This is a genomic window from Acidobacteriota bacterium (assembly GCA_003225175.1).
In the GTDB taxonomy this organism is placed as follows: domain Bacteria; phylum Acidobacteriota; class Terriglobia; order Terriglobales; family Acidobacteriaceae; genus Gp1-AA112.
On sequence record QIBA01000096.1, the window covers coordinates 1 to 18,732 of the forward strand.

General features: G+C 54.3%; 18 protein-coding genes and 1 pseudogene. 5 read left to right on the forward strand and 14 right to left on the reverse strand.

All coding sequences use genetic code 11. The annotated features are described in order from the left end of the window. The 3 genes from DMG62_22105 to DMG62_22115 all read left to right on the forward strand — a co-directional run. Nucleotides 1–286, forward strand: a 286-nt coding sequence (locus DMG62_22105; protein PYY20745.1) for a hypothetical protein, incomplete at its 5' end; no start/stop codon positions are given. Nucleotides 287–412: 126 nt separating this feature from the next. Then, nucleotides 413–979: a hypothetical protein gene (locus DMG62_22110; GenBank protein ID PYY20746.1), complete on the forward strand. Its 567-nt coding sequence runs from the start codon at nt 413–415 to the stop codon at nt 977–979. A 58-nt stretch (nt 980–1,037) separates the two neighbouring features. Beyond that, nucleotides 1,038–1,487, forward strand: coding sequence for a hypothetical protein (locus DMG62_22115; GenBank protein ID PYY20747.1), 450 nt, complete (start codon nt 1,038–1,040; stop codon nt 1,485–1,487). 23 nt (nt 1,488–1,510) lie between these two features. On the opposite strand, the gene DMG62_22120 is transcribed toward DMG62_22115, so the two are convergent. From DMG62_22120 to DMG62_22140, 5 genes are all read right to left on the reverse strand, one after another. Further along, nucleotides 1,511–1,888 carry a hypothetical protein gene (locus DMG62_22120; GenBank protein PYY20748.1) on the reverse strand — a complete coding sequence of 126 codons (378 nt, stop codon included), beginning with the start codon at nt 1,886–1,888 and terminating at the stop codon, nt 1,511–1,513. 61 nt (nt 1,889–1,949) lie between these two features. After that, the gene (locus tag DMG62_22125) at nt 1,950–2,915 is read right to left on the reverse strand and encodes a hypothetical protein (GenBank protein PYY20758.1); all 966 of its coding nucleotides are present in this window, start codon (nt 2,913–2,915) and stop codon (nt 1,950–1,952) included. Continuing rightward, nucleotides 2,912–4,348 (reverse strand): peptidase M28 family protein, encoded by a 1,437-nt coding sequence (locus tag DMG62_22130; GenBank protein ID PYY20759.1) that lies wholly within the window; start codon nt 4,346–4,348, stop codon nt 2,912–2,914. Before DMG62_22130 ends, DMG62_22125 begins: the two co-directional genes overlap by 4 nt. A gap of 235 nt (nt 4,349–4,583) precedes the next feature. Next, nucleotides 4,584–4,769: a hypothetical protein gene (locus tag DMG62_22135; GenBank protein ID PYY20749.1), complete on the reverse strand. Its 186-nt coding sequence runs from the start codon at nt 4,767–4,769 to the stop codon at nt 4,584–4,586. A gap of 492 nt (nt 4,770–5,261) precedes the next feature. Then, nucleotides 5,262–6,752, reverse strand: a complete 1,491-nt coding sequence (locus DMG62_22140) for a PLP-dependent aminotransferase family protein (GenBank protein PYY20750.1) — start codon at nt 6,750–6,752, stop codon at nt 5,262–5,264. 180 nt (nt 6,753–6,932) lie between these two features. Between DMG62_22140 and DMG62_22145 the strand changes: the two genes are divergently transcribed. Then, the gene (locus tag DMG62_22145; GenBank protein PYY20760.1) at nt 6,933–7,961 is read left to right on the forward strand and encodes a hypothetical protein; all 1,029 of its coding nucleotides are present in this window, start codon (nt 6,933–6,935) and stop codon (nt 7,959–7,961) included. A 553-nt stretch (nt 7,962–8,514) separates the two neighbouring features. After that, nucleotides 8,515–9,048, forward strand: a complete 534-nt coding sequence (locus tag DMG62_22150; protein PYY20751.1) for a hypothetical protein — start codon at nt 8,515–8,517, stop codon at nt 9,046–9,048. A gap of 79 nt (nt 9,049–9,127) precedes the next feature. Here DMG62_22150 and DMG62_22155 read toward each other — a convergent pair whose 3' ends face one another. From DMG62_22155 to DMG62_22195, 9 genes and pseudogenes are all read right to left on the reverse strand, one after another. Then, nucleotides 9,128–9,973, reverse strand: a complete 846-nt coding sequence (locus DMG62_22155; protein ID PYY20752.1) for a hypothetical protein — start codon at nt 9,971–9,973, stop codon at nt 9,128–9,130. A 408-nt stretch (nt 9,974–10,381) separates the two neighbouring features. Further along, nucleotides 10,382–10,843 carry a hypothetical protein gene (locus DMG62_22160; GenBank protein PYY20753.1) on the reverse strand — a complete coding sequence of 154 codons (462 nt, stop codon included), beginning with the start codon at nt 10,841–10,843 and terminating at the stop codon, nt 10,382–10,384. 60 nt (nt 10,844–10,903) lie between these two features. Next, nucleotides 10,904–12,805 carry a hypothetical protein gene (locus DMG62_22165; protein PYY20754.1) on the reverse strand — a complete coding sequence of 634 codons (1,902 nt, stop codon included), beginning with the start codon at nt 12,803–12,805 and terminating at the stop codon, nt 10,904–10,906. 147 nt (nt 12,806–12,952) lie between these two features. After that, nucleotides 12,953–13,924, reverse strand: coding sequence for an XRE family transcriptional regulator (locus DMG62_22170; GenBank protein ID PYY20755.1), 972 nt, complete (start codon nt 13,922–13,924; stop codon nt 12,953–12,955). Between the two features lie 446 nt (nt 13,925–14,370). Then, nucleotides 14,371–15,186 (reverse strand): hypothetical protein, encoded by an 816-nt coding sequence (locus tag DMG62_22175; protein PYY20756.1) that lies wholly within the window; start codon nt 15,184–15,186, stop codon nt 14,371–14,373. Between the two features lie 659 nt (nt 15,187–15,845). Continuing rightward, nucleotides 15,846–16,514, reverse strand: coding sequence for a 5,6-dimethylbenzimidazole synthase (gene bluB / locus DMG62_22180; GenBank protein ID PYY20761.1), 669 nt, complete (start codon nt 16,512–16,514; stop codon nt 15,846–15,848). 104 nt (nt 16,515–16,618) lie between these two features. After that, nucleotides 16,619–16,916: pseudogene (locus tag DMG62_22185) on the reverse strand (hypothetical protein). Beyond that, nucleotides 16,880–17,482: a TIGR00730 family Rossman fold protein gene (locus tag DMG62_22190; protein ID PYY20762.1), complete on the reverse strand. Its 603-nt coding sequence runs from the start codon at nt 17,480–17,482 to the stop codon at nt 16,880–16,882. The pseudogene DMG62_22185 and the gene DMG62_22190 overlap by 37 nt, the downstream one beginning before the upstream one ends. 5 nt (nt 17,483–17,487) lie before the next feature. Continuing rightward, complete coding sequence (locus tag DMG62_22195) at nt 17,488–18,513, reverse strand: hypothetical protein (GenBank protein ID PYY20757.1); 1,026 nt, start codon at nt 18,511–18,513, stop codon at nt 17,488–17,490. Nucleotides 18,514–18,732 lie beyond the last annotated feature (219 nt).

Consider the following 18,732-nt stretch of genomic DNA (forward strand, 5'->3'; position numbering starts at 1 on the left):
CCGATTGAAGAAGAAGATCAGTAGCGACGAGATCCTCAACCTTGCCGTGGGAGCGTACGACAGGCACTTTACGAAGTCCGAGATCGATGGCCTGGTGTCCTTCTACGGCACTCAACTGGGAAGGAAAGCGATTTCGGTCCGGAATGAAGTACTCGCTGAGACAGAATCGGGCGTAGAGAGGCTTGGGAACAGATGGGGAAAGGATGCGATGGCAGAAGTCCTCGAAGAAAACCCTGATCTGAGCAGAGAGATGCAGGCGGCCGGAAGTGCGGATTCAAAGCGCTAGATCAGGTTCCAGGGCAGCGTTCGAGCTCATTCCAGGAATCGCGAACAGGCGCGGTTGCGCCGGCTCGGGCCTGACTGCAACGGCTGAAGACTGTCTGCCCAAGAAACAACTACGATTTCCGAACTCATGAAACGCAGAATTCTCATCTCTCTTTTCGCATGTTTTTTTTTTGGCTTCGCTCAACCCGCCTCGACTCAAACGTCGTCCGAGTCCTCCAAGGTTGCTTCGGCTGTGCAAGCGAAGTCGCCAGATCTGAATTCGATGGAAGGGATTGTTTCTGCGACTTACGATGCGATCTCTTGTCCAGCAGGCAAGAAGCGGGACTGGGATCGTTTTCTTTTACTCTTCTATCCCCGCGCACGGTTAATTCTAAATCCCGCATCGCCCCTTTTGTCAACCGCGGAGTCACGAGTGATGTCGCCTCAGGATTACATCCGACTCTGGCCGCCTGTCGAGAAGAAAGGATTACTTATGCGGAGTATTTCAAACAAGATTGAACATTACAGAGACATCGCGCATGTTTTCAGCACTTATGAAATGCGGGACAAAGCCGACGACGCGCAAGCATTTCAGCGAGGCATCGCCAGTTTTCAGTTGTTCAATGACGGGAAGCGGTGGTACGTGATCACGATGTTGTGGGAAGGCGAAACCCGAGAGAATCCGATACCGGCGGAGTACCTGATAGGGAAGTAGCCCGCGTGGTTACGTGGTTCCAGCCGCCTGGCATTGCTCGGCGTGTTGCCGGGCGGACGTGATTCGCAATCAGCATGGCGCTTATGCGTTCGTTTTTCCTCAGGGCTGGACTCTCGATCGTTCTCAAAAAGATTTCAGAATGGTTGGTCCTGACAAAGTTGACTTATGCGGGTGGCCATTGCCTCAACCAACGCCCAAACAATCACTTGAGCTTGAAACGTACGTTCTCGTGCAGTCATTTGTGCTGCTGTGCGGTGCTAATTTCCACTGGGGCAAACTTTTGATGTGTCGGGGAAAAATGGGAGGGCCTGGGGTTGTTCTTGATATGCCGGCACAAACTAAAGAGGCCCCCCGGAAGATTCTTGCGTTCATGGCAAAGAGCGGCAGACAATTCCGCCCCTTCTATTTCCTGATACCCACAGAGCGAGGGAAGGACAAGTCGCAGCGATACTTGGCAATATTGCGCACTCTTAAGTTTCCCGCGTTGGAAAATTGCGCAATGAAGTGAGCCTTACAGGATCCTCGGCGGCCTTACTCGTCGCCCACCATTCCGGCTCTACAAACCATTTCCGAAACCGGACCGAACCAGGGCCATTGTCTCGAATTCAGGGGAATTGTTCTTGAGATCCGCAATCCCGTGAGCGAGTTGCCATCCTCGTTACTGACTCGAATCCCGCGGCGTTCGAAATCCATCCAGACGTTTGTTCCTTCGGCGAACTTTTCAGTATCAGTCGAACCGGAGAGACGGTAGCACGTCCCAGACGAAATCTGCCTGCAAACAATTGCCAGTTCGCCTGCTTCGGTACGGCCTGCGACACTGCAGGTGATCGCCCCTCGTTTCTTTGCCTGTGCGACGGAAAGGCAGGAGCTAAGGATCAGTACGATCAGAAAAGCGTGTTGCATTCGCATAATCGCTCAATCTAATGAGGCGCTGCGGAGGAAACACTCCGAATCTTGCTTTCAAATTTCTTTAATGGAAGAAATTAACCGCTATTACGGGCGCCACCGAGAAGGAAGTATTGTGGCCAGGCGCGAGCACGCGGGCACCCAGGATAATGCCCAGACTGGGAGACATGTTGTACTCGATCGCGGGCGCAAAGCCATATGTCCAGCTCGATCCGCTGTTGAATACGACCTTGTTCCCAAACTGAGTTCCAAGCACAGGGGTATTTCCATTGTGTTGGTAGATAGCATCGAGGGCGAACACCCAGTTCCGAGTCATGCTGTATTCCCAGGCAGCGTCGATAAACAAAGATTTTCCCGGTTCGGCATGGCCATTAAAACCGCTCGTGGTGCCGTACACGCTCAGATCGCTCACGTCTACATCGCTCGAAACAGATCCCGACACGTCGAGCCGGGTGCGCAGGATCCGGCCATTCGGGAGCCAAAAATAGGTTTGCGAATTCAGGGCCACTGTAGTGGTGTAAGCGCCAGCCCCAAGAGCATCGAGGGCTCGGGTTCCGAGGTGGTCGTATTTCCCGATCGGGAATGCCTGCTGGATCTGGATGGCAGTGGTGGGCACCCAGCTGTTTTCGTGAAACTGGGTCAGACGATACTGACCAAGCAGGCTGATGTCGCCCAGTTGGATTCCGGAACTGGTGCGGTCGGCAACTTTGTTGTAGCCAATGATCGGAATGATTCCGACCGTGAACTTGTTGGCTAAACCATATTCTACGTACGCCCTTGATCCGAATGCGTGGGTATGTGGGCTGATGACATCGTACAGATACGGTTCTACGAGGAAATGACCGCGCGCCAGTGTATTGGCGGAGTTCGCCAGCAGCGGCCCGGTCCACCACGCGTCTTCGAGCGTTTGGCGGTGGCTGGAGGGTGGAGCATTCGGTTGTTGGCCAGTCGCAAAGCCGACGCAGGACGCGAAAGCGATTGCCGCCGAGAGAATTGGCAGAACCGTCGCACTGAACGGAATTCTGATCACTTCAACCAATCCGGAAGTGTCAACTGCTGGCGCGGCAAACCTTGTTTGGTAGTTGCTAATGCGTAGGCGAGAACCGAGACAACTGCAATGTTTTCCCGCAACTCGTCTGGATTGATTTTGTCGAGGGTGTCAGCGGCCGTGTGATGGTAATCGAAATAATTGCGGGTGTCCTGTATTGGAGCGAATGCTGGGACTCCGCGAAAATGCAATGGGATCAGGTCCGGGGCGGCTTCTTCGGAGCGACGCAGTATACCGGCGCCTGCCTGCTTCAATACATCTGAGACAGGTTGCAGGATGTTGGGAATCGCCTCGTCTCCGGTTACATAGACGCCTATTGCGTGTCCTGCGCCTGAATCGCTCTCTATCGCAGCGAAGTGACTTGCCATTTCGCCGGCATGTTCTCTGGCATAAGCACGCGCCCCGAGCAGCCCGGGTTCTTCTCCCATCCAGACAATGATTCGAAGAGTGCGGCTCGGCTTGAGATCCAGCTGATGCACTAAGTGCGCAGTGGCAAGTGCAACGGATACTCCGGCGGCGTCGTCGAGAGCGCCTGTTCCGAGGTCCCAGGAGTCCAGGTGACCTGACACGATGACGATCTGATCGGGATGATCAGTCCCGCGCAGATCGGCAATTACATTGTAAGAGTCGACTTCTCCTTGAAGGTTCGAGCCGAGGAGTAAATGGAAGCGAACTTTTCCTTGCGCCGATAGCCTGCTGATCAGGTCGGCATCTTCCGCTGCGATTGCCGCAGCGGGAATGTTTGCCGTTTGCATATAGTCCGTAGCGCCAACGTGCACCAGTCGAAACTCGGACCCGCCAACTGAGCGAACCAGAACGGCCGCCGCTCCCAGTTTTGCGGCAAAGGCACGTCCGTCGTTGCGATATTCAACCGCCTCGTTATACGCATCAAACGCGAAACCTGCATTCGCCATGCGCGCGTCGAAGCGTTTGTTGAAGAGGATCATCTTGCCGGCGATCTTTTCTCGTGGCATCGCGCTGAGTTCGGCAAAATCATTTACTGGAACGACCTCGGCAGTAATTCCCTCCGATGAGGTCGCCACTCCCGCTGCCCCTAGCGCTGCGACGACAATTTTCTGCGTTGTGCCTGGCACCTGTCCCGGGTACGCGACGAGTTCGGCCCGTTCCTCGCCCCGACTCCAACGCGGAACCTTGACTTTCTCGAGATGTACGTCGAAACCAAGGCTGCGAAGTTCGCTTGCCACGTACTCGACCGCCGCGGCTGCCTGCAGCGACCCTACGGGGCGCGGACCTATGCTGTCGGTGAGATGCGCCAGTTGTTCATATCCATATCTGTCTTCCAGCGCCGCCGAGTGTAACCGGCGCAGCGCGTCCAAGGTTGATGCTGTCCATCCCGGTGTGTCCGTTTGCGCTACCGCCGGACCGGCAGAAATGGCTCCGAACAATACGACCATCAAGAGCAGAACCATCGTTGAAGAAACCCGCGGAATTGTTGTGCCTGAATACATGAATCATCTTTCTCCACGCGCAGAGAGAATGTGCATTGCTCGCTTGACTAATGCCCGAATTGGAACAGGAATGCGACTGCGAGACCGGGAGACAAATTAAATCTTCCGGCGGCTATGTCGGTGACGTTAACGTCTGCAAATGGTCCAGTAGCCGGCGTTTCGAGCGCGAATACGTTAGCGCCTATTTCAGAACAAGGGATATTGTTAGATACAACGCGGCAACTGAAAGCAGAATCACTCCGGCCCGCCTGATCCAGCGAAGCTTCTGCGGCGTCGCCGTCGCATTGCTGCCAACGAAGAAGACCTGAGGCCAGAGGGTAGCGATGAAACCAATTACGCCCGGAATCGTTGCCTCAACAAATGACACTTATGCCGCACTCCTTTTGTCTGGATAGCATCCAGTCTGCAATATCTCCGATCGCGATGCTCGCGGCAATAGCCACTTTCAGAAAAATCGTGGAGACCACCAGGCCTCCGATGGCTAACGCGGCGAACACGAACTGGTGTTCGACATCGCCTTCGCCGGCAGCCTCATCGAGTAAACATCCTGCCTCAAGCAGTCGCGATGGGCGAACATCTCAACGCAGGCGTCGCTCCAGGGAACACCAATGAATCAACACAAGTATGCGAGAAGTGAACGAGAACGCCGAGTTCTTGTCTCGAGACTTCAGAGGTTCTCGCTCAATCTGCTAGGACGAGACGCTTTGCCGACCGATACATCGACGGAACTACGTTTCGGCTAAGAGAGGTCCTCGAAGAGGGTAAATCGGCCATATTCAAGTTGAGCTGTGTGAGATTCTTCAGGGCTTTCCGCTTGCAATTCTTGTCGACCCTTTGATTATGAAGGGCAGCTGTTCTCTCACGCAGTCAGGATTCTTTTAAGCACGCGCACTGCACCGGGTATTTGTTCCTCACGAGTGTTTCCGAATCCGAGCACAAGGCCTTGTTGCGAAGGAGTTCCAATGTAGGAGAGAGACAAAGGCGAAAGCCACAACTTCCGCTCCGTGGCCTTTACGGCGATCTCCTGATCGCGCTTGCCATCGCTCCGCATTAGAAGAGTTACGTGCATGCCCGCTTCTGCTCCCACAATCCTGCAGAGATCGCCCAGTTGGCGTTGAATTTCGTCAACCAGCACCCGCCGACGTGTGGCATAGATCGTTCGCATTTTGCGAATGTGACGCGCGAAGTGTCCCTCGCGAATAAATTCTGCGACGATCGCCTGCGTCGCATCAGCCGGGCACAGATCCATCGATTGACGGACGGCTGCGAAGCGCTCCAGAAGGTCACGAGGAACCACGATGTAGCCCAGCCGCAATGATGGGAAGAGAACCTTGCTGAATGTGCCGACGTAGATCACTCGAGCGCTTCTGTCGAGCCCCTGCAGCGATGCGATCGGCAGTGCGTCGTAGCGAAATTCGCTGTCGTAGTCATCTTCAATGATCCAGGCACGTGCTTTTTCAGCCCACTCCAGCAACTGCAGTCTGCGGCTCACATTCATGGTTACGCCAAGTGGATACTGATGGGAGGGCGCGACAAATGCCGCCCGCGCATTCCGGCACAGCTTTGTTCCAATAGCAACCATCAAACCTTCCTTGTCTACAGGTACGGGAACGATCCGGCACCCGGCAGCTTTTAAAACATGGTGCACCAGCCAGTAGCCGGGTTCCTCAACCCAGACCTGAGCATCTGCATCGAGCAACACGCGTACGGAAATGTCCAACGCCTGCTGCGACCCGCTGACGATCATGATCTGCTGTGGCTCACAGCGTACGGATCGCGAAGTTCTAAGATATGTTGCGATCGCCTGCCGCAGTTCATAGGAACCGAGAGGATTCCCATACTGAAGTCCGCTGACTTTCATATTGCGCGCGTAACGCGATACGAGCTTGGACCATATCCGCAGAGGAAATTCCTCCAGCGCCGGCTGACCTACCTGGAAAGGGCCCAGGGATTCAGCCCAGACCGGTCTCTCATATTTCGGCAGGCAGGAGGCGTGTGCCGAAATGACTCGCACTTCTGACCGGGTTCCAACCGCAACTTCCGCCGGATGCGAGTTCGGCCGCCGGGGCAGTGAACTCGCGACGAAAGTTCCTGAACCAACCCGACTCTCAAAATAGCCTTCGGCCAGAAGTTGGGAGTACGCATTCAACACAGGCATGCGCGAGACTTCAAGATCGCGAGCTAGTTCGCGCGAAGACGGAATCAGCTCGCCAGGGCGCAGATTCCCGCACAGGATCCTTGTGCGATAGCTCTCATAAATTTGCTGATGAAGCGGGTCCGGTGAGCCTCGATCAACTGCCAGCAGAGCCGGGATTCTTCTGAGCGAATTCAGAGTGCTGCTGGTGGTCATATCAAACTTCGCAAAAGTGGTTATTGTCTATAGCCACTTTTATGTATATCAAATTAGGAAATGCAATTGGAATCTTTCGCAAGGCAATTCTGCAATTGGTGGAAGCGGCGTGAACTGGGTTTCTTTTTTACGAAAGAGGTCTGTATGCGTAAGGCCGTTTTTCAGGCTCTGCTCTTTTTGATGACAGCGGCTGTGCCGGTTGCGAGCGCAGCGCAGTCGTTTGTACTTGATCTGCCGACTGCAAGCCCGCGCGCGCAGATTTCTCAAAGAATCGGGCTCACAGAGATCACCATCAACTATCACCGACCTCTTGTAAAAGGCCGCAAGATCTGGGGAGGACTCGTGCCTTATGGCACGGTATGGCGTGCCGGAGCAAATGAAAACACCACCATAGCCTTCAGTGATCCTGTTCTTATTGAAGGCAAGCCTCTCGATCGAGGGATCTACGGGCTGCATATGATTCCCAAGTTGGACGAGTGGACTTTGATCTTTTCCAGGAATTCAAGCTCCTGGGGCTCTTTCACCTACGACCAGGGGGAAGACGCTTTACGAGTCACCGTGAAGCCTAAAGATGCGGACATGCACGAGGCGCTGACCTACGATTTCGAAGAACTGCAGCCCGACTCGGCATTGGTCAACCTTGAATGGGAAAAGATCGCTGTTCCGTTCAGGATTTCGGTCGATGTACACGATGTCGTTCAGGCGAGCCTCAAAAGGCAGCTGCGCGGTCTTTCCCAGTACACATGGATGAGTTGGGATGACGCCTCTAATTATTTGTTGAAGGAGAAAATCGCCCTCGCCGATGCCCTGAACTACGCAAACAAGTCGGTGGAGAGCGAAGACCGCTTCGATAACGAACTGACGAAGTCGAGGGTTCTCACCGCGCTGAACCGGAAGGATGAGGCAGCGGCTGCAGAGAAGAGGGCGCTTGGTCTGGCAAGTCCGTGGCAGGTCCACCTCTTTGCCCGGCAACTGCAGTCGGAAAAGCGCAACGATGAGGCTTTCGCAATCTTTCGCGAGAATGCCACCAAACATCCCGAGCAATGGTTTGTCCACAGCGGTCTTGCCCGTGTTTATTCATCACAGGGCAAGTTTGACCGTGCAGCAGCGGAAATGAAGCTGGCCCTTTCAGGTGCACCGGACAACCAGAAGGTGTACATCGACGGACTGGTAAAGCAGCTGGAAGCGAAACAAGACATCAACCAGTAGCAGACTGTGCAGTCATCTGCTTTGTTCGCGCTTTGCAAGTAAGCCAAATGAGGAGTTCTCAGCTCAGTTCCGTTTTAACCATGCGCCGCATTCAGAACCAAGGCAGTGGAGTATAGGAAGAATGGGAATTCCCTGGGCGGAAATAGCCGCAGACAATCGGACGACTTTGTTCGAGGACGGGGCCGCTTAAGAGCAGACGCGGAGTGCTGATCGCCGTCCACGATGGAATATTCATCTCCGCGAGTAATGCGTGTTTTCTTGCTGCGGTGCTGACTGCTCTGGGAAGGCTGGCCGGCCATATTCTGTTTTTCGTTTTGATCCTACGACACGAGCAGAACATCAGGCTGGGAATACGGCTACTCCAGTGGACAGCGTCGCATGGTGCTCCAACTGAGGTGGAACTTCACTGGCCGCTGCAGGCAATGGATGCACTGGCGATCCTGGCAGCCTACGAACTCTGCTGGCGGATGCGGCCACGATTTGGTAGTGAGTCTCAGGACGTATCCTCTGCCGGAATAATCGAGAAACAAGACTGTCCACTTGGATCCCTTTCATGCTGCGAACGGCCGTGCTCATCTATCTCGCGCTTGTGGCCCTTTGCAGTGCCTGTGTCGAGGCCTTCTCAATGACGCAGCCAATGCAGGGACGATTCCCGTCCGAGGATTGGACTTATTGGCATCTAATCGTTTTCACGCTATCGGTCGCATTGCTTGCGGTTGCTGTCGGTTTGATTCGTGTGCAAAGGCGATGGTGGTTCGTGACAGCTGCTTTTAGCCCTTTGATGATCGCTGGTGGTTTACTTCTCAGTTCTTCCAGGAGCCTGATCTTGGGATACGTGGTTCTTGGTGCTGTAGTGTTCGCAGTGGTCACGATAGGAGCAGTCCGCAGTTCACGACAGACAATTGTGGCATTCGCAATCAGTCTGCTTCTTGCGCTGTGGTGGATTCCGACTTTGATCCGCTGGGTTCCGGCGCAGCCATACATTGATGAACGCCCGGCGATTCCGCGAGTTCCGATCGTGCTCGCTGCCGCAACGCCAGTCTTTGCCAGCTTTCTGCTCCGTAAGCCCAAAGCAGCGAACGCCTGAGGCGAAGCAGTCTAATGTTTACGTAGAGTGAGGCTTCTGGAAAATGCCTAAGATGCGAATGAATTCATAGATGCTTCCCTCATCGAAGTTCCACGGTTTTGAGCATCTCCGTCATGTAAGTGCGCCCTGTGCGGAGTGTCGTTCCGTCTCTGAGAACAACACGTCCTGTCCCCGATTCTGACCAGGGCCTCATTTCCTTTATGAACCTGATATTTACGATCGCCGATCGATGAATGCGGAGGAATAATTTTCGATTCAGCGAGAGAGCCACGCGGGAGATCGCCCCCCGAATCAGTATCGATTCCGAGCGCAGGTGGAATCTTACGTAGTTCCGCTCAGCTGAAATGTATTTGATCTCAGACGGGTGGGCGAACACTATTCGACCGCTGGTTCGCAACAGCAGCTCGTCCTTGAACGCCCCGTCTGTCTTTGCTGTGCCATTTTGAAACTGGGCGCTCAACCGGCGGAGGCTCAGTTGTTCGTAAACCCGCTTGAAGCAGGCCTCCAGGCGCTCAAGGGAGAGTGGCCTGAGCAAATAGTCTGAGACTCCCAGGGCAAACGCTTCGGCCGCGAAATCGCCACATGCACTCACCAAGACGATGGCGGGAGCATAGGTGTCGTCGCGCAGCGACGAAAGGAGCTCCTTGATCGAACCGTGCAGCACGTCGACGTTGATTACTAGAACATCCGGCCGTTCCCGTCGCACAACTGCAGGGACGTCGATCTCAGACCGTATCTCCTGTAACAGATCGAACTCCTCAGAATTTTCAACAAACATGCGCAGCTTTTCGAGGGATGATGTGCCTTCGTCTACTATCAGGCACCAATGCTTGGCCTCGACGGTCAGGTTGAAAACCTCGGCAGCAACGGGACTTCTTGTCTCGGATGCTCCCTTCTTATCGAGAGCCGGTAATGCGTTGATCATGTACGACCTCTCTCCTGGATTAAGCCATCACTTCTTGTCGTGTCCAACGTGAAAAATGTGCCGCCGCCTCAGTTAAGGGACATAGCAGCATTTTGTTAAAGAGAATGACTCAACATCCATTCTCGATGTGTCTGAATTGAAGCGGTTTTTGTTCCTGATTTCAGTGTTGAGCAGAATGCCGGAGAGCACAATGACCGCTTTAATCGATCGCTCTATTACCAGTTGCTGTTAGGGGACTTTCCGCAAAAAGCTGAGCGGCGGACGGAAAGACGACCAGTAAGGGAAGTTGCTTGGCCGCATCAGATCGGCTTGAGAGGTGCAGTACGCGTCAGAGGCAACGTCTTTTACACCACGCGGAGTGAGCCTTCGCTTCTGGGGATACGCACCCGGAATGTCTGGAGCGTTTTATCACTTTTTCTTTTCGGCTCTCTGCGCCTGTAGATTACACACGCCAGCCCCGCTATCGTTCGAATTGAGGTGATTATTTTCCAGATCGCAATCGAGGGACAAAGATGCTGGAGTGTATCCGAGTCCGCTCTCGGCCCACCCTGTATAACGCCTGTCACCATCACTAATGCAGACCGCAACCCTGTGGCACGGATCCATCGCCCAGATCCATCGAACCTTTTTTGTTCGGCGAAGATTAAATTTGCCCTCGGTGTTCGTCTGAACACCTGGTTTGGCTTCCTCGCACGGCTCGTATCGGACGACTGATACCTGAGCGTTTTCTACCGGTTGTCCATGTCTGTGAACTCTTCCGACCACAGCAGGGGTAAAGGTTGCGGGGTACGGCAAAATTAAGCAACCGCTGAGAAGAAGCATATAAAGCAGCAAACAGAACGATTTCGATATCTGCCAGTACAGTTTCATTTCGCAACGTATGAAGGTCCAGGCTTGATCATCAAGTCACCTCTCAACTGAAGAGAGCAGCTAAGGGATCATTGGGGGTGTCTGCTCGCCGATTTTTCCCGAATAGATAATGAACTTGAACGGATCCGTATTCTGGTTCTTTTCCATGAGCTTGAGGTACACCAGCCGCCTGGCATCCGCAAGCGCTTTGCTGTTCGGAAACCTTGCTGTGCCGGCATCAAGCACCGACGCCGCCAGCTCATATTTACCGTCTGCCGCCATCCGTTCCACTGCTTTCGATAACTGGCTATCGGAGACGCCGAGATAATCGACCAGGAGTTCGGCGCGGTCGGCAGTTCCAAGATGGTCAAGACCGTCGAGGTTTGGCTGCCAGTAGCCGACATTCTGGTCGTAGAGGCGGTCGATCACGTGCTCACGAACTATGAGGTAGGGCTGGTACACATCAGGTTCACCTTTGAAAAAGTCCGGAGGAATCAGATTTGCCTGATGAATCGTCGAACGCTCTTCTCCCCTGCGAACTTGCTCGAGCACCTGATCGCGAAGCCACATGAGATCAAGCCTCAGGTGGGCCAGCATGGATGGGGAAGCAAAGTTTCGAGTAAGAGGCTCGTGGCCGTGCAGCAGGTGCTGAGGGTTTTCCTGTGCGATGACCGCAATCGCGTCGAGCAGCCCCTGAAAATCGCCCTCTTCCACAAAAGGAGCGCCGATATAGGGCATGATGAAATCGCCTACGAACATTGTGTGCTGATTTGGGACATTGATCAGCATTGCGTCGTGGGTTTCTCCGCCCTGGACTGGAATCAAATCGAATCTCGTTCCGCCGATATTCACAGTCGTGCGGCGATCAATCTCGACATCCGGCTTGTAGTTGCGCACGTCGTCAAAGCTGAAGTTGCTGCCAAAAAACTCGCTGGCGAATATGCCGGGCGCATTGAGCTCCCGTTTAACTTCCTCCTGATAATTGCTTCTGCCATAAAACCGTACGTTTGGGTTCAGCGAGCGAAAGTATTTATGGCCACCCACATGGTCCCAGTGAGCATGCGTGAAGAAAATCGTGGTGAGCGGCGGAAGGGCGGTCGTGTAGGCACGAAGGGCTTCGAATGCTGTCTTTGCCGAATCCGGCCTGGTGCCGGCATCAATTCCGATCAGCTCCCGCCCATTCTCCGAAACCACAAAATAGTACTCGGTAAATTCAAAGCCGGAGAGAGCATAGATCCGTTTCGGGACGACCTCGACGATGGTTTTGGGAGCGAAAGTATGTCCCCAGGTTTGGTCTTCGGAAAAGGGTGTGGCCAGAGTGATCGGCTTGTTGAAATCCCGATATCCGCTCCGTTTCAGATATTCCTGGCTCTTCGCGGCGTCGCCGTCGGCCAGAGCCACTTTTCCCAGGTGGTAGTACACCTCACGCAGCCAGCCCGCGTGAGGGGCTTTGTCGCCATTCGCCTCGCACCAGGCGAGTTCGTCCCGAGCGATGCTTCTCTGCTTGAAGAACCCTGGAAGCTGAGCCCGCACGATGCCCGACATCCAGTTCACTACGAAGATCTTTCCCCCGGAGAGCTGCTTTGCCTGATCAAGCGTCGCGATTGTTTGTTTCACGTAGCTAATCCGATGCAGGATTGAAATCTCGGACGCATGCTGAGCGCGCAGCAGGCCGATGGCGCTCAGGTACAGCGCTTTTTGCGGGTCGCTGAGCCTGGATGCAAATTCATTCAGGCGCGCCGAAAAGAACTCCGCCCCTTCAGCCTGCTGATTTGCATTCGAGTACTGCGCCATCAGCAAGAATAGGATCTGGGGATCTTTCGGCGGGGCAACCTTGTTGACCGCTTCGAGATACCCAATTTCCGGGCGCTGTGTCTGCGGCGACGAGTTCGCTCTACTTCTTTCCGGATGCGAGCCTGAATACAGCATTACTATCCCCGCCCCCAGAAGCAAAATGCCTGATAAATAGATAACCCTCTTCATCAACCGTCCTCTTTTTTGTGGCTTCCCGACTAGTCAGTCAGCGAGTTTCAACCAACAAATGCACAGAAGATAAAGATCGACGCAATAACCACTTCCGAATAACTCGGTATAACCACATCAGGATTGGAGTGGTCTGATCGCGCTTCTTTACTCATTAGGACCTTTCATCATTGCGGAGATAGCGGCGGAAGTAGCCTTATCGAGTGCAGGCAGGAACACGATCAAATGATCGGGATAAGTGGGAAGAGTCAATCGCACCGAGGCGAAGCGCAGGATTTCTTTTCCAGGAATTCGAAACCTGACCTCGGAAGGCGCCAGAGAACTTGTCCCGCGCTGACTGCTCTCCCGCCAGATTCTGGCGAATTCGGCACTGTTACTGCGCAACTCACGAATGAGGTTTTCAAACTCAGGATCCCCAATTCGCGAAGCGTAATTCCCGCGAAGAACCCCTACTCCGAATACAGCGAACTCCTTCCAATCCGCATATAGTTGGCGGCGAAGAGGATCCATGAATAATCGCCACACCATATTGCGAGCGAAGGGGCCTTCTTCCTCATTGAGTCGATAGATCTGATCTGCCAGCCGATTGCTCAACAATGTATCGACTCTTGCATTAATGAGGAACGCCGGGCCTGCAGTGAATCCCTCGAGCACAGACTGAAGCGCAGGATCGAGTTTGACTGTGGGCGGCCGGTGGTCGGGAGGACGTCTCCCCGCCAGCAGAAAGAGATAGGCAGTGTCGTTGGGGGAAAGTCGCAGACTGCGGGCGACGCGCTCGAGCATTTCCTCAGAGACGCGTATATCGCGACCTTGTTCGAGCCACGTGTACCATGTGAGTCCCACCCCTGCCATGGCAGCCACTTCTTCACGTCGAAGACCTGTAGCACGACGCCGTCCTGTGGTTCGCAGTCCGACATCTTCTGGTTTAAGCGCTGCCCTTCGCGCCTGGAGAAATTGCCGCAGTTCCTGCCGTTGCCTGACAGTCGGATCACCCCTCAATTCATTGTTAATTCGAAGAGAACTTTCCATTCTCTCCGGTGCCGAGCGCGAGCGATCCGTTGCATTCCGATCATCTCGATTTTTCGCGTGGAGTTGGATCGATTCAGCGGCGCCTATCACTGGACAAGATCTCCTCCCGACAAAATCGCGCTTCCGAGTGCGTCGCGAAATTCACTGCCATAGTCAGCCTCGAAGTAACCCAATGCCGGCAACTAAGGTGGTTGCAATGACGAGTGTGGCACCCGCATACAGCAGGAAGCGCAAGCCAGGCAGATGTGCGATCGCAAAGAAACCTCCGGAGACCAGCATTGCTGCGGCAATCGCCCCCAATCTTTCCGGCCAAATAAGTGCTACGATACAGGCTTACTTGGGCGGGCGATAGATCTCTCGGTCCAGGCGCACCAAGCCGCCCGCCCGTTACGACACCGAGAACAGTGAGCCCTCCGTACACGATTCCCGGAACGAGAATCAGCGTGAAGCCGCACATCATTCTTGTTTGTGGCGACAATCCCGACCCTCCAACTGGGTTCATAATGGCACTGCGTCGATTCCTTCACAGCAGGTGGTTATGCGTGCGCTCCCGATGTTGCAGCGGGCTCGAACGGCTGTGAAGTGGAATCCATGCTGCTGATGATCCAGGATGCGCCCGACATGGCCAGAGCAACAAAACCGCTCGTCCATTCATAACCGTTTCGTGGACTTGCAAAGATTCTCGGGGCATGGACTAAAAAGACCCAGGAGCAGAACATAAGTCCAAGCAGGATAGTTGCAGGCCAAGTCACACGGCGAAGGAGAATGGCGACTGCGGCGACTATGAAGGCAACACCTGCGAGATACGTCCAAAACAAGTGACCTGGAATCCAGGCAGGCACCAGAGTTGCGACATATCGCGCGTACACGAAATGTTCAATTCCAAAAACGATGAGCGGGCCGCCGAAAAGCATCGGACCAACGACCCTGCTCCAACGACCCACTCTATCCGGAATCCGCATCGTGGAGCTTCCAGATGCCATTCCGGAAAGAAACAGGCTGGCCCCAGACATTGCGATCAGCTCTGACAGGGGGGTCCAGACCGCTCCGTTGCGCACATTTGAAACCAGCATCGGTCCGAAAGTAACGATAGCTCGACCGAACAGAAGTATTGCCAGCAGGAGTGTTCCGGCAGTCGCATATTTCGAACTCATGCGCGCCGCAGCAATAAGAATCAGCATTAAACCAACCACGTAGGCGAGCCAATAGGGAACTGGGCCCCACGGATATCCCATGGATTTTGGAGACTGGGAAATCGCGTAAACGAAATGCTGGACGGCGAAGGACAAGATGGCTAAGAAAAAGAAAATCCTGCCGACTTTTGCAAACCATGTCATCGCTTCGAGGATCATCAGAAACGATCAGGCACGTTTGGAAGCTTGGCAATAACCACTTGACTCGCATGCTTTATAACCACTCCGGTCTGACCGCTTCATAAAGGTAGGGAACAACGAGAAACATCAAAAGATCAGTCACGTTTTTAGCTAGTCGCAATAACCAATTACCCTATTTGAGTGATAGGCACTTTTCGTCGAAATTCGCCTCCTTATATATAGTCGAAATTCGCTTCCTTTATATTTGTCTAGGTCCTCTAGTTCCTCTATGCGGCTGTTCCGCGATACTCCATAAGTCGTCTGCCAAGCTAAATCATAGATTTTGGGAGGCTTAGCAAAGACATCAACACACCTCTCAGTCCTATTTCATCCGGGAAGCCCTCATATTGGAGGGAACCTCCGCAAGCGTGGTAACGGCCATTTCTTCCCCTCGACCAGTCAGACATCTTGGGCCTAGCCTTGGGCTATTTTGCGCCAGCTGGACCAAGGGACAGTTACTTCATTGAATCGCCTTGGCCCCCGAACGAGTCCATGGCGCCGACGATTTAGTTGTCAGCGATATCGCATTCTCGCGGGTCCGCGCGCGGACAACGCCGAGCGTTGTGAACTGGTTCTCGCAATTCTTTTCGCGCGCTGCGCTTGACTCTCTCCGGCAGGGTAAGTCGCTGACATCCCCATCAGCGCCTCACGACCAACTGTGTCACCGGCAAGGTCACTTCCCAACCACGCCGAAGAAGCTCAGGGGAGGAATGGTCTTCTTTTGGATATCCAATACAGAGATACGAAATCAATTTCCAGTCCTGAGGAAGGTTCAGGCCACGATTGACTTCCACCGGATCGAGAATGGATACCCAGCCCAGGCCTAATCCATAGGTACGCGCCGCCAACCATAGAGTATGCACAGCCAGAACTGCAGAATATTCCAACGTCTCTGGCATGGTCATCCTTCCCAGTCCGGTACCACGCTGTGTAAGCTGATCCACGAATACGGCCAAATGCACTGGGGCCTCGCGGAGCCCAGCCAACTTCAGGGATGCGTAGAGTTGCGCCCTCTTGCCCGAGTAGAGATCCAATGCTGCGCGATTCGACCGTTCAAAGTTGCCTCGCACGGTTTCACGGCACTCTTGCGATTCAACCGAGACGAAGCGCCACGGTTGGCTATAGCCCACCGAAGGCGCCAAAGAGGCGAGGCCAATCAAGTGCTCGATGAGGTCCGGCTGAACAGGATCGATGCGGAAGCTGCGAACATCTCGTCTCAACTTAAGCAAGCTCTCAAAGTGCTGGCGAAAGGTCTCGTCGAAGACAGTCGGGTTTGGCTGGGTTGGTCCGATCACGGCAGGCTTCATTAGGACAAGATCCCTCATGCGGCCGCACATCATGCGGCGCCAGCCGAAGAGCGCCAGGATCACCGGGCTGAACCCACACGAATTCCTCGATCTCGGGTCCTGTTTTATGTCACCCGCACTCTCGACATGAAAAAGTGCGGCTTCGACAACGTGCCCAGTAGAGTGCATCCGGGCTCCTCGTTTAGTTCACGAGCCAACGTGTCTAGCGCCGTCTCTCCGTCTTCCAGTTTGCCTCCCGGTTGCATAAAGAAAAGAGTATGCGGCTTTCTCACGAGCAGAAATACGGCCTGCGTGATCCAGCATGACAGCCGCTGCGATGCGAACGCGAGGAAACCACGCGCGGAAACCCGGCCATTCGAAGTGGGTCACGCCTGAACCACCTGACCGTTTTGAGCTGACCATTTCCGGACCGGTGCCTGATATATCCGGAAGCGCGCGAGCAGGTTATCCGTATCAGTATCGACCGCGAGCATTGCCGGAAACGGCGCTGCCGTAAATCCCTCAGCAACCAGCTTCTCGATCATGGTGAGCAGTGGACTGAAATAGCCGTTCACATCCAGGAGTCCGCAAGGTTTCGCATGGACACCCAGTTGTGACCATGTCCATTGCTCGAACATTTCTTCGAGGGTGCCCGCACCCCCTTGCAGAGCTATGAAGGCATCTGCAAGCCGCGCCATAACCTCCTTCCTCTCATTCATTGTGTTGACCACACGCAATTCGCTCAACCCTTGGTGAGCGATTTCGCCGTCGAAGAGAGCACGAGGCATAACTCCTGTCACGTGTCCACCGGCCGAGATAACTGCGTCAGCCAGCACGCCAATCAATCCAACTCTTCCGCCTCCGTAGATGAGACGGAGATTCGCGCGCACGAGGGCACGTGCCGTGGCCCGGGCCGCCTCTTCGTAGCTCGCGTTTAGCCCTGGACTCGATCCACAGAACATGCAAATAGAATTGAGGGAAATCGGCATCATCTTCAGACGGGATATGCACCGCAGATTCGACAGTAGGTCATGTCAGCGCGCGTAACGGGTCCCTGGCAGTCCTTGCAGATTTTGCTGCCTCGGGCACGCTCGATTGGCGGAGGCAGGCTGCGCCGGTAAATCCGATAGTAGAAGTATTGTTCTTTGTCGCGTAGCTTCACGGAATCGTGCATGGCGGCGCGCTCCCGCTCTCGCTCAAATTCACTATCAGTGACAGATTGCTCGGTGAGTTGCTTTAAGGCCGCACTGCCAGAGCCATACTCGATTGGAGTTTTCAATCGCCACGCAATTTCCTCCGGCAGCAGAGCGGAAAACGTTTCCCTTAGAATTCTCTTTCCAAAACGCTTTCCCTTGTATTCACAAACCAGGTCCTCATAACCGAGCGAGATTGCGAACTTTCGAACCGAAGGCGATACGTAGGGCGAGTCGACGCCTACGCTCAGGTTCCGGCCGATAACTTCACTGGTGAAATGCATGATCTCGTTCAAATGGCGAATATAAGAAGGTAGCTGCTCCGCGGACATGTTGAACATGAAGCTGTAGCCGGCAAAGAGTTCGTCGGCTGCGTCCCCTGTTAACACGACTGACGAGCCGCGCTTCGATGCCGCCTCCATGGCGACATAGGTAACGATGCTGTTGCGGAGTTCCATGGGGTCGAAAGTGCCCAACAAACGAATCAGCTCCTGCATTCGATCCACCAACTCATTGAGGCTTGGCCGCAATATTTCAAGGTGGATCCCCAGCCACTCCGCCATGAGGCGGGCAAACGGCTCGTCGAGACCGGTACCCTCCTTGACGGAAACCATTACCGCCTGCAGTCGGCGTCCATGGGAAGCCGCAATCGCGGCCAGGACGCTCGTATCCAGGCCACCGGAAAAAAGGATGCCATCGGCCGAACTAGCCAGAACTCGATCGACAACCAGGCTGCGAAGCTGTTCGACGCGATTTTGCCGATCAGTTGGCGTGAGCAGTTGCGGGCTCAAGATGTTTGTCATGATGTCTCCTGCGAAGGAATTCATAGCCCCAAAATAGGACTGCCCCTCCGACCAACGTGCTCAACGAGGAAGTGCAGTAATAGGGCAACGCCGCGAGATAACAGGCAACAAATCCCTCCCGTGTATGCGGGTACATTCCCCACCCAATCCAGACACCGAAGTTGCTGATCAGAAAATAGGCCGTGGACGCGCTGATTGCGCATCCCGCAAACCTTAAGGGCGAGAGATCCTGCCGCAGTAAGC

Coding starts and splice junctions, on each gene's coding strand:
- DMG62_22110 (PYY20746.1), top strand. CDS start 413: ATGAAACGCAGAATTCTCATCTCTCTTTTCGCATGTTTTTTTTTTGGC.
- DMG62_22120 (PYY20748.1), bottom strand. CDS start 1,888: ATGCGAATGCAACACGCTTTTCTGATCGTACTGATCCTTAGCTCCTGC.
- DMG62_22130 (PYY20759.1), bottom strand. CDS start 4,348: ATGGTCGTATTGTTCGGAGCCATTTCTGCCGGTCCGGCGGTAGCGCAA.
- DMG62_22140 (PYY20750.1), bottom strand. CDS start 6,752: ATGACCACCAGCAGCACTCTGAATTCGCTCAGAAGAATCCCGGCTCTG.
- DMG62_22145 (PYY20760.1), top strand. CDS start 6,933: ATGACAGCGGCTGTGCCGGTTGCGAGCGCAGCGCAGTCGTTTGTACTT.
- DMG62_22150 (PYY20751.1), top strand. CDS start 8,515: ATGCTGCGAACGGCCGTGCTCATCTATCTCGCGCTTGTGGCCCTTTGC.
- DMG62_22155 (PYY20752.1), bottom strand. CDS start 9,973: ATGATCAACGCATTACCGGCTCTCGATAAGAAGGGAGCATCCGAGACA.
- DMG62_22160 (PYY20753.1), bottom strand. CDS start 10,843: ATGAAACTGTACTGGCAGATATCGAAATCGTTCTGTTTGCTGCTTTAT.
- DMG62_22165 (PYY20754.1), bottom strand. CDS start 12,805: ATGAAGAGGGTTATCTATTTATCAGGCATTTTGCTTCTGGGGGCGGGG.
- DMG62_22175 (PYY20756.1), bottom strand. CDS start 15,186: ATGATCCTCGAAGCGATGACATGGTTTGCAAAAGTCGGCAGGATTTTC.
- bluB (PYY20761.1), bottom strand. CDS start 16,514: ATGAAGCCTGCCGTGATCGGACCAACCCAGCCAAACCCGACTGTCTTC.
- DMG62_22190 (PYY20762.1), bottom strand. CDS start 17,482: ATGCCGATTTCCCTCAATTCTATTTGCATGTTCTGTGGATCGAGTCCA.
- DMG62_22195 (PYY20757.1), bottom strand. CDS start 18,513: ATGAATTCCTTCGCAGGAGACATCATGACAAACATCTTGAGCCCGCAA.